General features: G+C 37.8%; 15 protein-coding genes. 10 read left to right on the forward strand and 5 right to left on the reverse strand.

Annotated elements, in window-relative coordinates:
- Positions 1-16: 16 nt before the first annotated feature.
- Positions 17-349 carry a colicin transporter gene (locus ABN099_RS09360; protein WP_349463419.1) on the reverse strand — a complete coding sequence of 111 codons (333 nt, stop codon included), beginning with the start codon at positions 347-349 and terminating at the stop codon, positions 17-19.
- Positions 349-561 (reverse strand): colicin E5-related ribonuclease, encoded by a 213-nt coding sequence (locus ABN099_RS09365; RefSeq protein ID WP_349463516.1) that lies wholly within the window; start codon positions 559-561, stop codon positions 349-351. Before ABN099_RS09365 ends, ABN099_RS09360 begins: the two co-directional genes overlap by 1 nt.
- Between ABN099_RS09365 and ABN099_RS19065 the strand changes: the two genes are divergently transcribed.
- Both ABN099_RS19065 and ABN099_RS09375 read left to right on the forward strand, forming a co-directional pair.
- Positions 473-661 carry a hypothetical protein gene (locus ABN099_RS19065; RefSeq protein WP_432807497.1) on the forward strand — a complete coding sequence of 63 codons (189 nt, stop codon included), beginning with the start codon at positions 473-475 and terminating at the stop codon, positions 659-661. The genes ABN099_RS09365 and ABN099_RS19065 overlap by 89 nt on opposite strands.
- Positions 662-819: 158 nt before the next feature.
- A complete protein-coding gene (locus ABN099_RS09375; protein ID WP_349463420.1) occupies positions 820-1155 on the forward strand; it encodes a colicin E1 family microcin immunity protein in 336 nt (111 codons plus the stop codon).
- Between the two features lie 31 nt (positions 1156-1186).
- Here the strand turns inward: ABN099_RS09375 and ABN099_RS09380 are convergent, their stop codons facing one another.
- The 3 genes from ABN099_RS09380 to icd form a co-directional block, all read right to left on the reverse strand.
- The gene (locus ABN099_RS09380) at positions 1187-2881 is read right to left on the reverse strand and encodes a colicin-like pore-forming protein (RefSeq protein WP_349463421.1); all 1695 of its coding nucleotides are present in this window, start codon (positions 2879-2881) and stop codon (positions 1187-1189) included.
- 149 nt (positions 2882-3030) lie between these two features.
- A complete protein-coding gene (locus ABN099_RS09385; RefSeq protein WP_349463423.1) occupies positions 3031-3360 on the reverse strand; it encodes a hypothetical protein in 330 nt (109 codons plus the stop codon).
- Positions 3361-3525: 165 nt separating this feature from the next.
- Positions 3526-4779, reverse strand: coding sequence for an NADP-dependent isocitrate dehydrogenase (icd, locus tag ABN099_RS09390; RefSeq protein ID WP_349463424.1), 1254 nt, complete (start codon positions 4777-4779; stop codon positions 3526-3528).
- Positions 4780-4917: 138 nt separating this feature from the next.
- Between icd and rluE the strand changes: the two genes are divergently transcribed.
- The 8 genes from rluE to ABN099_RS09430 all read left to right on the forward strand — a co-directional run bounded on the left by rluE (position 4918) and on the right by ABN099_RS09430 (position 12897).
- A complete protein-coding gene (gene rluE, locus ABN099_RS09395) occupies positions 4918-5547 on the forward strand; it encodes a 23S rRNA pseudouridine(2457) synthase RluE (RefSeq protein WP_349463425.1) in 630 nt (209 codons plus the stop codon).
- Complete coding sequence (locus ABN099_RS09400) at positions 5540-5992, forward strand: NUDIX hydrolase (protein WP_349463426.1); 453 nt, start codon at positions 5540-5542, stop codon at positions 5990-5992. Before rluE ends, ABN099_RS09400 begins: the two co-directional genes overlap by 8 nt.
- A gap of 90 nt (positions 5993-6082) precedes the next feature.
- A complete protein-coding gene (mnmA, locus tag ABN099_RS09405) occupies positions 6083-7186 on the forward strand; it encodes a tRNA 2-thiouridine(34) synthase MnmA (protein WP_349463427.1) in 1104 nt (367 codons plus the stop codon).
- A gap of 2 nt (positions 7187-7188) precedes the next feature.
- Positions 7189-7818, forward strand: a complete 630-nt coding sequence (gene hflD, locus ABN099_RS09410; RefSeq protein ID WP_349463428.1) for a high frequency lysogenization protein HflD — start codon at positions 7189-7191, stop codon at positions 7816-7818.
- Between the two features lie 34 nt (positions 7819-7852).
- Complete coding sequence (gene purB / locus ABN099_RS09415) at positions 7853-9223, forward strand: adenylosuccinate lyase (protein WP_349463429.1); 1371 nt, start codon at positions 7853-7855, stop codon at positions 9221-9223.
- Between the two features lie 210 nt (positions 9224-9433).
- Positions 9434-10108, forward strand: coding sequence for a two-component system response regulator PhoP (gene phoP / locus ABN099_RS09420; RefSeq protein ID WP_349463431.1), 675 nt, complete (start codon positions 9434-9436; stop codon positions 10106-10108).
- A 1-nt stretch (position 10109) separates the two neighbouring features.
- A complete protein-coding gene (gene phoQ, locus ABN099_RS09425; RefSeq protein WP_349463432.1) occupies positions 10110-11573 on the forward strand; it encodes a two-component system sensor histidine kinase PhoQ in 1464 nt (487 codons plus the stop codon).
- A gap of 202 nt (positions 11574-11775) precedes the next feature.
- On the forward strand, positions 11776-12897 hold the full coding sequence (locus ABN099_RS09430; RefSeq protein ID WP_349463433.1) for a cupin domain-containing protein: 1122 nt from the start codon (positions 11776-11778) through the stop codon (positions 12895-12897).
- The last annotated feature ends 69 nt before the right edge of the window (positions 12898-12966 follow it).

The raw sequence follows: 12966 nt of genomic DNA on the forward strand, positions 1-12966 counted from the left end.
GTTCATTATTAATACTTTATGGGTTGCCAATGGTTACTATAAATACTGTATATCCATCCGCAGAGTCTTCTTTGATGCTATCAATCGCTAATTGATTATTCTCTGCTAATTTATTTTCTTTAAATAGCTTTGTTTTTCCAGACCAAGAAGCTTCACCATCAGGTCGAAAGCCTGGGTTAAACCAATGCCCACCATCAACTCCTAGTACCCATAATTTCTGTTTTGTCGCTTCCTGACAAACTTCCATGGCTGCTTTAGGAGATAATTTCATTGAGGCATTACCTTTTAGCTTAAAGAAATCAGACCCGTTGTTGTATAAAATGCCATGATTAAATAGTTTCTTTTCCATTATTTTTTATTCCATCTTACTCTTGAATCATCAATCCAATCAGGATCTGTTTTATTACTAACTTGTGTAACTTCACCCGTACGGTCATTAACAACTACATACTTACCAGGCTGACCATACACCGTGGCAGGATCATTACGTCCTAATCCATCATCTGTATTTTTTGGTTTACGTTTATCAAATGAATCACCACTCCCTAGAAAGCAAGGTATCGATACGCAAGCATTATTAGGACATGCAACTCGAGTGCAAACTGATCGTTATAACGATGTTCGCGGCAAAGAATGGATTAAGTTCCTTATTGTAGGATAGATGTAACCCACAATAAAGAGCGCTAAAAATGAGAATGACTCGGCACAGCAAGTGAAATTATCTAGAATTAAAACTTTCAAACGTATTGAAAATAAGAATTATTACCATTAATATAATGGTAATATAAAATAGGACTAATTATTCATTAGGTGCTGAATATGACTAAAAAATATTATATTAATAATATGTTCTGGGGATTTTTCATTCTTACAATTCATATAATTCTTTCGTGGGAGGAACTCCGTTTAGGAGATGGGCTTTTCTGGTTACTTATGAGTATTATTAACGCTATTTTATATCCATTTGCTAAATGGGCTGTTGAATGCTTCTTCTTAAAGTTCACCACAAGAGAATTTTGGAATAAAGGTTGGTTTATAGATACTCCTGGAAAAAAAGGTTTATTAGCGCTATATTCCATAATAGTTTTTATCTTTGCCATCCCTATTTCTATGCTTTATATAATAGCTACTCTGGTAAAAAGGCCACTTATATAGTATATACAAATAGCCTTTAATATCTATGCGATTAAATCTCCATTAGCTTATTAGCTTTTTCGATTAGCTTTTCATCAATTAAAGCTCCGACAGTTGCAATGATTAATCCATATCCTAATATTCCAATTGGCCCACCTAATAGTATGCTAAATGCAAATCCCACTACAACGGGAGCAGCATATCCCACAGCTATTGTTTCAGCTTTAACAAAAAATGGTCTCCAATTATCAGTTTGCATAGCTTTTTTATATTCATCGTATAGTTCATAGGTATAAATAGCTTTGTTAATATATCCCATTCCTTTACTGAATTGTTGTAATCTTTTTGCAAGCTCTTCGACTTTGATTGACTCTATATATTTTACGATAGCAGCTCTATCTGCCGCATTGATTCGCTTATTAATATTAGCTCTATATTTCTCATAAGCCTTAGCTGCATCATCAGCATTACGAATAGTTTTCCCTTTCGCTTGTTCTGCTAACTCCCTAGATAATTGCTCAGCTTTTTTCCCATATTCTTCAGTTATTTGTTCATAAAATGATGCTGTGAATTTCACTCCATCCTTGATGTCATTAAACTCTTTTTCCTGCTGAGGACGCGGATCTTTATCCTTAAGTTCAATTGTGGGGAAGCCCGAATAAGCATATAAAGGCGGTAAGTTTGAATTTCTAGGAAACACAATGATTGCATCATTAAATTGATGTGGGTATGGTGCTTCTATCCTTTTGTTTTCTACCTTATTAGGTAATTCTACTTTTTCTGGATATGAGAATTTTTTATTTTCATTTGAGTAATTTTGAATAACATTTCCTTGTAAACCAAGGCCACTAGGGGAGCTAGTGGGTCTAAGTAAATATTCAATCCTCATATTCTTAATATCCACATGATAACTATTAGCAGCGTAATTAACTTCATATACAGGGACTTTTTTAGTCACTAAAACACCATCGGTTCTAACTAACGTGGCATTCGCTTTATTGTTTTCTTTAATTATAGCTATTCTTGCATTAACATTAATTGTTCCATTGTTTTTTGCAATTTCATTAAGTTCACCAGACATCAAATCAGAATTGTTAATTAAGTTTTCTGCCGGAATGGTAGACATAAGGTAAAACTCATTAAATGAATTATTATCAAACTCACTAAACTCCATAAAATTTACTGAATTCACCTTATTATCATCAATACTATTTTCTTTACTGTATAAACTAATAACAGACTCTATCAATTTATCTTGAACTAAATTAACAGCTTCCTTTGTAAGAAAATATTTCTTTTTAAATGTTTCGAGTTGCTCAATAACAACACCATTAAAATGCATTACACCTTTATTTGTAGCTAATTCTTTATTATTTGAGCTATTAGTTAGTTTATTATTATTACTAGAGATAATAACGGGCTTTTGCGGTTTATTGACTTTAAATTTAGTATTTGGATTAAAGGGTGATGAACCACCATTACCCACATTAGGAGATGGATATTCATCTTTATCACTATCAGCAATAGTGGGTATTTTTGACCAAGGTAAGTCATTTGATGTAGCTGGCGTCACAATTAATCGCTCCACCCCATTATCCACACTTACTACTCCCCCTTTGGTAATCCAACCACCATCTTCGTCAGCACCTCCTGAAGTATCATAAATTAAGCCCTTTTGTTTTATATCACGAATAATATCAGCTGGAAGCCAAGGATATTGATCAACGTTCGCTCTTGTAATAAGCATATAAATTCCTTTTTATATTTAATAGCACACAACCACTGTATGCAAATACAGTATAATCAATAGTAATCGTAAAACAATCATCTTATTTCGGCTATATTCGGAATAATTATCATTAGTATTTAATTCTTCCTTGAGTTAAATACATTTGATTATTTATCAATTTCTGGTGTCTTATTGGTGTCCTGATTTTCTTTCTCTTCTTTTTGTCTGCGTTCCTCTTCCATCTCACGCATTCTCACGTTATAGATTGATTGCTCTGGCATCTGCACACGAACAGAAATAAAACGACCGGCTGGAATATCAATAAGGTCGCCATTCTTAAAACAATCAATTTCATTATTCGCAAATGAGGGCGCGCTAGAGTGAGTACAGTGGTAGATTTTAACGAGAATATCGCTATCAAGGTTAGCGGAACAACGTAGCCGACAAGTTATGGCTATTAGCGATCGAGTAGCAAAAATTAAAGGTAAAGAAATCACGGTTAATACTTGGTTAGATAAATACCACGACGAACGTGGAAAATAATGGCAAATTATTGCTGTTTAATTATACAGTTTTGGGGAAGAGTTTTGGGGAAGAGATATATAGTACAAAAAATAAACGGGAACTAATAAGCTCCCGTTAACTATTTATCAAATCAACAATTACATATGTTTGATAATCGCGTCACCAAACTCGCTGCATTTCAGCAGTTTAGCGCCTTCTAACTGACGTTCGAAATCATAAGTTACAGTTTTGGCGGCAATCGCCCCTTCTGTACCTTTAATGATTAAGTCAGCCGCTTCTGTCCAACCCATATGGCGCAGCATCATTTCAGCGGAAAGGATAATTGAACCTGGGTTTACTTTATCTTGGCCTGCATATTTCGGTGCTGTACCGTGTGTAGCTTCAAATAAAGCACACTCATCACCAATATTTGCACCCGGAGCAATACCAATACCACCAACTTGAGCAGCCAATGCATCGGAAATGTAGTCACCGTTAAGGTTCATACATGCGATAACATCATATTCAGCTGGACGCAGCAGGATTTGTTGTAAGAATGCATCAGCGATAACATCTTTAACAATGATCTCTTTGCCCGTTTTTGGATTTTTGATTTTAACCCAAGGACCACCATCTAACAGTTCGCCACCAAACTCTTCACGCGCTAACTCATAACCCCAGTCTTTAAAGGCACCTTCGGTAAATTTCATAATATTACCTTTGTGTACCAATGTAACTGAATCACGATCATTATCGATAGCGTATTCAATCGCAGCACGAACTAGACGTTTAGTTCCTTCTTCTGAACATGGTTTAATACCAATACCACACTCTTGTGGGAAGCGGATTTTGGTTACACCCATTTCGTCTTGTAGGAATTTAATGACTTTATCCGCTTCAGCAGAACCTGCTTTCCACTCAATGCCTGCATAGATATCTTCTGAGTTTTCACGGAAGATAACCATATCAGTAAGTTCAGGTTGTTTAACTGGGCTTGGCGTGCCTTTGTAATAACGTACTGGACGCAGGCAAATATAGAGGTCAAGTTGTTGGCGTAATGCAACGTTTAATGAACGGATACCACCACCAACTGGAGTAGTAAGAGGACCTTTAATAGAAACACGATATTCACGGATAAGATCTAAGGTCTCTTCTGGTAACCAAACATCTTTACCATAAACCTGTGTTGATTTTTCACCAGTGTAGACTTCCATCCACTCAATCTTACGTTCTTTGCCGTAAGCTTTCTCAACTGCCGCATCAACAACTTTTAACATTGCTGGCGTTACATCAATACCGATACCATCCCCTTCGATATAAGGGATAACCGGATTATTTGGAACAACAAGCTTACCTTTAGCATCTAGTGTAATCTTAGCGCCATTAGCCGGAACAACTACTTTGCTTTCCATTTACCTCTCCTTTCATATAAGCGCACGCTTTGTTAATTTTTTGTAAGAGACCTGTCAATACTACTTGATTATTCAGCTAACGCCAATCGCTTCTCTTTTAAGGTATAATCAATCTCCCACTTTTTACAAAAATAAACTATGGCAAATCAACTTAAAAGTACGTCTAAAACAAAAAAATATCACACCTCTTTTAATCGAGACAAACCTGCTCGCCCTAGAGGGGAGCGCAAAGTAATTATCTTTAATAAGCCGTTTGATGTACTGGTGCAATTTACGGATGAAAATGGACGTAAAACACTAAAAGATTTTATTCCTATCCGCGATATTTATGCCGCAGGACGGCTTGATAGAGACAGTGAAGGTCTACTGGTCTTAACAAATGATGGAAAGCTACAAGCAAAACTCACTCAACCAAATAAAAAAACAGGCAAAATCTACTATGCTCAAGTAGAAGGCATACCTATAGAGTCTGAATTACAACAATTTCGTAAAGGGTTAATGTTAAAAGATGGCAAAACATTACCAGCACAAATTGAAATAGTAGAGCAACCTGACTGGGTATGGGAAAGAGTTCCACCGATTAGAGAGCGTCAAACAATCCCAACATCTTGGGTGAAAATAACGTTATATGAAGGAAAAAACCGTCAAGTTCGACGAATGACCGCACATATAGGTTACCCTACTTTACGTCTTATTCGTTTTAGTATGGGAAATATTACATTGGATAATCTATTACCTGGTGAATGGAAGGAGATCAACCTTGTTTAAACCACATGTCACTGTTGCTTGTATCGTTCATGCAAAAAATAGATTTCTTGTTGTCGAAGAAACCGTCAATGGAAAAGCGACTTGGAATCAACCTGCTGGTCACCTTGAAGCCAATGAAACACTCATACAGGCAGTTCAGCGTGAATTATGGGAAGAAACTGGCTTAACGCTTCCTGTTCAACATTTTCTTAAACTACACCAGTGGATTGCACCGGATAACACACCTTTTTTACGCTTTTTATTTTTGATTGAAACTTCAGAGTTACTTGAAACTCAGCCGAATGATAGTGATATAAATTGCTGCCATTGGGTTAGCTTTGATGACATTATTAATAGCAAACAACTACGCTCGCCATTAGTGAGAGAGAGTCTGTTGTGTTATCAACAAAGTGAACGTTATCCTCTTAGCTTATTAGATAGCTTTGGTGCGCCCTTTAATCTTTAAAAACAAAATAAGAAAACGTATTCGTTTGATGCACCCCTGTTAGCGATATGGTAAAGTATGGCGCTTATTTTTCCGCAGTGAGATTCAGTTATGTCAGATAACAGCCAAAAAAAAGTCATCGTAGGAATGTCCGGTGGCGTTGATTCATCCGTCTCAGCCTATCTTCTTAAGGAACAGGGATATCAGGTCGTTGGTCTGTTTATGAAGAACTGGGAAGAAGACGACGATACTGAATATTGTTCAGCTTCTACAGATCTTGCCGATGCACAAGCGGTATGCGATAAACTTGACATCGAGCTTTACACCATCAATTTTGCCGCTGAATATTGGGATAATGTTTTCGAACATTTTTTATCTGAATACAAAGCAGGTCGCACGCCTAACCCAGATATTCTTTGTAATAAAGAAATAAAATTTAAAGCTTTCTTAGAATATGCAGCTGAAGATTTAGGCGCTGACTATATTGCAACAGGTCACTATGTTCGTCGTCGTGATGTAAATGGCAAGAGCCAATTATTACGTGGTGTTGATAACAATAAAGACCAAAGTTATTTCTTATATACATTAAGCCACCAGCAAATCGCACAAAGTCTTTTCCCTGTTGGTGAAATGGAAAAACCAGAAGTTCGTAAAATTGCTGAGAAATTAGATCTCGCCACAGCGAAGAAAAAAGACTCCACGGGGATCTGCTTTATTGGTGAGCGCAAATTTACTGATTTTCTTTCTCGCTATTTACCTGCAAAACCGGGTCCTATTGTTACTGTTGATGGCGAAACTATCGGTGAACATCAAGGGTTGATGTATCATACTTTAGGTCAACGTAAAGGTTTAGGCATTGGCGGTACCAAAGATGGTGGTGAAGATCCTTGGTATGTCGTTGATAAAGATGTTGAAAACAATATTCTTGTTGTTGCACAAGGACATGAACACCCAAGATTAATGTCTGTGGGTTTAATTGCTCAACAGCTTCATTGGGTATCTAGAGAGCCAGTTACACAAGCGTTCCGCTGTACGGTGAAAACGCGATATCGCCAACCTGATATTGCATGTACGGTAACGCCATTAGGTGAAGATAGAATTGAAGTTCGCTTTGACCATCCTGTTGCCGCTGTCACACCGGGTCAATCAGCCGTCTTTTATCAAGATGAAGTCTGCTTAGGTGGCGGTATTATTGAAACTCGTATTCAGGAGTAGATGTGGCTAAAGATTTTCGTGATATTACCCTTGCATTGGCTGGCATCTGCCAAGCAAGCCGCCTTGTTCAGCAATTTGCTTATCAAGGTAGCTGTAATGAGAAAGATGTTGAAGTTATGGTCAACAGCATTTTTAATATCAATCCGACATCAACACTTGATGTTTATGGTAATCAAATAAGTCACTTGAAATTAGGCTTTCAAACTTTGAAAGCCATTCATCAAGCGGTGAGAAGAGAAAAGCTCACTCTTGAGCTAATGACTTATCAACAAGGTTTAATCAATCTTGAACGTCTTATCAGTAAAAATAGCCAATATAGTGACCAATTATCACAAAAAATTTCTCAATTAGAGCGCCAAAAAAGCTATTTTGAGCCGATGTCTGATGGTGTGTTTAATGCACTAGCGGGCGTTTATGTTGATGCAGTTAGCCCAGTGGGACCTCGCATACAAGTTCATGGCTCTGTTGAATTATTACGTAACCCAATTATTCAGGCTAAGGTCAGAGCATTATTACTGACAGGTATACGCAGTGCTGTACTCTGGCGTCAAGTAGGTGGTCGTCGTTTTGATTTTTTACTCCATCAAAAAACTATCCTACGACAAACTGACGATTTTCTCGCTCAATGTTAATACTTTAAAAAATTCAACCTGGGAGTTGCCAACAATGGAATTATCTTCGCTGACAGCGATTTCACCGATTGACGGTCGTTACGGCAGTAAAACCTCGTCATTACGTTCTATTTTTAGTGAATTCGGTCTTCTGAAATTCCGTGTACAGGTAGAAGTTCGCTGGCTGCAAAAGCTAGCTTCTTGCACCGACATTAAAGAAGTTCCAGTCTTTGAAAAAAACGCAATCGATTTCCTTGATGCAATTGTGGCTAATTTCAATGAAGAAGACGCAAGCCGTATTAAAACTATCGAACGAACAACTAACCATGATGTAAAAGCGGTTGAATATTTCTTAAAAGAAAAAGTAGCAGCGATCCCTGCGTTACATCAGGTTTCAGAATTTATTCACTTCGCTTGTACTTCCGAAGATATTAATAACCTCTCTCACGCTATTATGTTAGAAACAGCGCGCCAAGAAATTCTGCTGCCAGCATGGCGCGAGATTATTGATACCATTAGTAAAATGGCGCAAGATTATCGTGATTTACCGCTGCTGTCTCGTACACATGGACAACCAGCAACCCCTTCAACTGTGGGTAAAGAGTTTGCTAACGTTGCTTATCGTATGGAACGCCAATATCGCCAGCTGACTCAAGTTGAGATCTTAGGTAAAATCAATGGGGCTGTTGGTAACTATAATGCGCATTTAGCCGCTTATCCTGAAATCAATTGGCACCAATTTAGTGAAGAGTTTGTCACTTCACTGGGAATCACATGGAACCCATACACCACGCAAATTGAACCACATGATTACATTGCTGAGCTTTTTGATTGTATTAGCCGCTTTAATACCATCTTAATTGATTTCGACCGTGATATTTGGGGCTATGTAGCCCTTAACCATTTCAAACAAAAAACCATCGCAGGCGAAATTGGTTCATCAACCATGCCACATAAAGTTAATCCTATCGACTTTGAAAACTCAGAAGGTAACTTAGGACTTGCTAATGCGGTTATGGGGCATCTTTCTAGTAAATTACCTGTATCTCGTTGGCAGCGTGACTTAACAGATTCAACCGTATTACGTAATTTAGGTGTTGGTATCGGTTATGCTTTAATCGCCTATCAATCCACCATGAAAGGTCTTAATAAGCTCGAAGTAAATGAAAATCACCTTCGTGAAGAGTTAGATCATAACTGGGAAGTTTTAGCTGAGCCAATTCAAACCGTAATGCGTCGTTATGGTATTGAAAAACCTTATGAAAAACTTAAAGAATTGACTCGTGGTAAACGTATTACGGCACAAGATATGAGTGTTTTCATTGATGGACTAGATTTACCAGAAAATGAAAAAATACGCTTAAAAGCAATGACGCCTGAAAGTTATATTGGCTTTGCAACCCAACTTGTTGATAAGCTAAACTAATCAGCGACTAAAAAGGCAGATAAACTCTGCCTTTTTTTATGGATATACTTTTTAAAGATACGATCTGATGCCGACCTATTTTGCGGTTATACCGTATTTTTAGATTATAAATTTAACACAATATCCCACTCTAAATTAGCGAGTGAACTATCGCACACGCTATAATTGCCTTACAGTCACTTTAGGGATTGCTGTAAGCGAGGTAAAACAATGCGACTCTTAATTATTGAAGATAATATTTTACTCCGCCATCACTTAACCGTGCAGTTTCGCGATGCTGGACATCAAGTTGATGCCGCAGAAGATGCCAAAGAAGCGGATTATTTTATTGCTGAAGGCACGCCTGATGTCGCTATTGTTGACTTGGGTCTTCCTGATGAAGATGGCATCAGTCTTATTCGCAGGTGGCGAGAAAATAACATTACACTGCCTATTATGGTATTAACTGCACGAGAGAGTTGGCAAGAAAAAGTGTCAGCATTAAATGCAGGCGCTGACGATTATGTGACGAAACCCTTTCATTTTGAAGAGATTGTTGCACGAGTACAGGCATTAATGCGAAGAAACATGGGCATTGCTTCACAGACGCTTGTAATAACACCTTTTGAGTTGGATTTATCGCGTAAAGAGTTCATGATTTTCGGCGAGCAAATTAAGTTAACTGCGTTTGAATATACCATTTTAGAAACGCTGATGCGTAATCAAAATAAAGTTGTCAGCAAAGATGCCTTAATGCGCCAACTTTATCCTGATGCAGAACTAAGAGAAAGTCACACTATCGATGTACTTATGGGTCGTTTACGTAAAAAAATACTCGATAAATTCTCTAATGACGTCATTGTAACAGTACGTGGACAAGGCTACCGTTTTGATATGAAACCTTAATATGCAAAAAAAACAGCGTTCACCATTTTCATTACGAACACGATTCCTACTTGCTACCAGTGCAATTATTTTAGCACTCACCCTCTCTTATGGGTTAGTAGCAATTGTTGGTTCGATAGTTAGCATTGATAAAACAACTTATATGCTAATGCGTAGCCAAAGTAATCTCTACTACAGCCTTGCGCAATGGCAAAATGGTAAGCTGAATATTGAGTTTCCTACTAATTTAAATAATAACAATACATCGCTGGTGGTGATTTTTGACAGCAAAGGCGATGTATTATGGACACCCCCCGATTTACCCAAATCAATTCCTAACAGCATTAATCCCAAGTGGCGTAGCGAAGAAGGTTTATTTGAAATAACTGCCGATATCAAAACAACACGTTCAATGTTGCAACAGTTGCCACAATATCGTGCCTATTTGAAACGACTTGATGAATATTCTCGCAATGATTCATTGACTCACTCAGTGGTGATTAATCACTATCCTGCTGAAGGTAATATTCCTTATCTAGCCATAGCTGTTATCGATCCAATCCCTCAACGTATGCAAAAAGTGAATCAAGTATGGGATTGGTTTCTCTATGTTTTGCTGGCTAACTTTCTATTAGTTATTCCTTTAATTTGGTTAGCGGCGCATTGGAGCCTAAGACCGATAAAATCCGTTATTGAGCAAATTAGCGCATTAGAAAAAGGCTCTCGTAGCGATCTTGATGAAAATCCACCAACTGAATTAAAAGGCGTGGTACGTAACCTTAATGTATTACTGCGTAATGAACGCAACCGCTACAGTAAATATCGCACCAGTCTATCTGATTTAACCCACAGCTTAAAAACACCTCTTGCTGTATTACAATCAACGCTGCGCTCTTTACGCTCAGGTAAACAGATGAGCATTGAACAAGCTGAGCCTATTATGCTCGCTCAAATTGAGCGGATATCTCAGCAAGTGGGTTATTATCTACATCGTGCATCGATACATGGTGATCATGATATTACTACACGCAAACTTCACTCATTATCTGGATTGCTCGACAACCTTTGTAGTGCTTTAAGCAAAGTCTATCAAACAAAAGGAGTCGATCTCTCTTTGAATGTTTCACCTGAAATTATGTGGCTAGGTGAAAAAAATGACTTTATGGAAGTGATGGGTAATATTCTTGATAATGCCTGTAAGTATTGCTTAGAATTTGTTGAAATTAATGTTAATTACGATGAATGCAGCGTTATTATTATTGTTGATGATGATGGTCCAGGCGTTAGCCCTGAAAAAAGAACGGCTATTTTTCAGCGTGGCACACGAGCCGATACCCTTCGCCCAGGACAAGGTTTAGGATTATCTATTGCCGTTGATATTATTGAGCAATATAGTGGTGAGATTGTAATAACAGATAGCCCATTAGGTGGCGCACGTATCACTGTTATATTTAAAGAGCAACAGTTAACCTCTGAACGAGAATAGCGTTTACCTAATAGAGTCTATAATTGATAGCAACGAGCAATCAGACACCTTTATTATTGTTATTACTCCCGTTATGTATGATATCTGCTCACTTACCACCATGTTAATGGCTATTACTCACATAGCTCACCGGAATGTTTAGCAGGAAGTTCCAATTCATTATATTATGTTTTTTAGGCTTCCCGAATTCAGGATATACACAATGGACTATAAACTTAATTTAGATTGGCATGCTTTTTTAGAAAGCCATTGGCAAAAACGCCCTTTATTAATAAAAAACGGCTTCTCACGTTTTGTTGATCCTTTATCTCCTGACGAACTTGCTGGTCTTGCAATGGAAGATGAAGTTGATAGCCGTCTAGTTAGTTGTCATGACGGACAATGGGGAGTCAAACACGGACCTTTTGAGCACTTTGATGGTCTTAACGACAAAGATTGGTCTTTATTAGTACAAGCTGTCAACCATTGGCATTTTCCTAGTGCTGCATTGATGAAACCTTTCCGTGTTTTACCAGATTGGCGTATTGATGATTTAATGATCTCTTACTCGGTTCCTGGTGGTGGTGTTGGTCCTCATCTTGATCAATATGATGTCTTTATTATTCAAGGACAAGGTCGTCGCCATTGGCGTGTTGGGGAAAAAATCCCAATGAAACAGCACTGCCCTCATCCAGATTTACTTCAAGTTGATCCATTTGAAGCTATTATTGATGAAGAGTTAGAACCGGGCGATATTCTCTATATCCCACCTGGATTCCCACATGAAGGTTATGCAATTGAAGAGTCTCTTAACTACTCGATTGGTTTCCGCGCACCAAATGCACGTGAGCTGTTCAGTGGTTTTGCTGATTATATTCTTGCTAACGATTTAGGTAGCTATCGCTATAGCGATCCAGATTTAACACCTCGTGAAAATCCTGCGTTAGTACAGCATCAAGAACTCAATAAATTACATGACATGATGGAAGATTTATTAGCTCAACCAGAAGTATTCCGTCATTGGTTTGGTGAATTTATCTCTCAATCTCGCCATGAACTTGATTTAGCAATACCTGAACCTCTATACGAAAATGCAGAAATCCATGATTTGCTGCAACAAGGCGAAAAACTTCATCGCCTAAACGGTATTCGCGCACTTCGTGTTGGCGATAACTGTTTTGTAAATGGTGAATTGATGGATACAGACCGTATTGAAGCCGCAGATGCATTGTGCCAATACGCTTATATTGATAAGGAACATTTAGGTGAAGCCTTAGGTGACCCTAAATTTGTTCGTTTATTAACCAACTTAGTTAACCAAGGCTACTGGTATTTTGATGATTAATCATCAATAGTTGTTAATTTTCATGCTTAAAAGCCCAGTTTATATTTCTGGGCTTTTTATTATCTAATG

It is taken from the genome of Proteus hauseri (assembly GCF_040139125.1).
GTDB classification, from domain to species: domain Bacteria; phylum Pseudomonadota; class Gammaproteobacteria; order Enterobacterales; family Enterobacteriaceae; genus Proteus; species Proteus hauseri_B.

Coding starts and splice junctions, on each gene's coding strand:
- ABN099_RS09360 (WP_349463419.1), bottom strand. CDS start 349: ATGGAAAAGAAACTATTTAATCATGGCATTTTATACAACAACGGGTCT.
- ABN099_RS09375 (WP_349463420.1), top strand. CDS start 820: ATGACTAAAAAATATTATATTAATAATATGTTCTGGGGATTTTTCATT.
- ABN099_RS09380 (WP_349463421.1), bottom strand. CDS start 2,881: ATGCTTATTACAAGAGCGAACGTTGATCAATATCCTTGGCTTCCAGCT.
- icd (WP_349463424.1), bottom strand. CDS start 4,779: ATGGAAAGCAAAGTAGTTGTTCCGGCTAATGGCGCTAAGATTACACTA.
- rluE (WP_349463425.1), top strand. CDS start 4,918: ATGGCAAATCAACTTAAAAGTACGTCTAAAACAAAAAAATATCACACC.
- mnmA (WP_349463427.1), top strand. CDS start 6,083: ATGTCAGATAACAGCCAAAAAAAAGTCATCGTAGGAATGTCCGGTGGC.
- purB (WP_349463429.1), top strand. CDS start 7,853: ATGGAATTATCTTCGCTGACAGCGATTTCACCGATTGACGGTCGTTAC.
- phoP (WP_349463431.1), top strand. CDS start 9,434: ATGCGACTCTTAATTATTGAAGATAATATTTTACTCCGCCATCACTTA.
- phoQ (WP_349463432.1), top strand. CDS start 10,110: ATGCAAAAAAAACAGCGTTCACCATTTTCATTACGAACACGATTCCTA.
- ABN099_RS09430 (WP_349463433.1), top strand. CDS start 11,776: ATGGACTATAAACTTAATTTAGATTGGCATGCTTTTTTAGAAAGCCAT.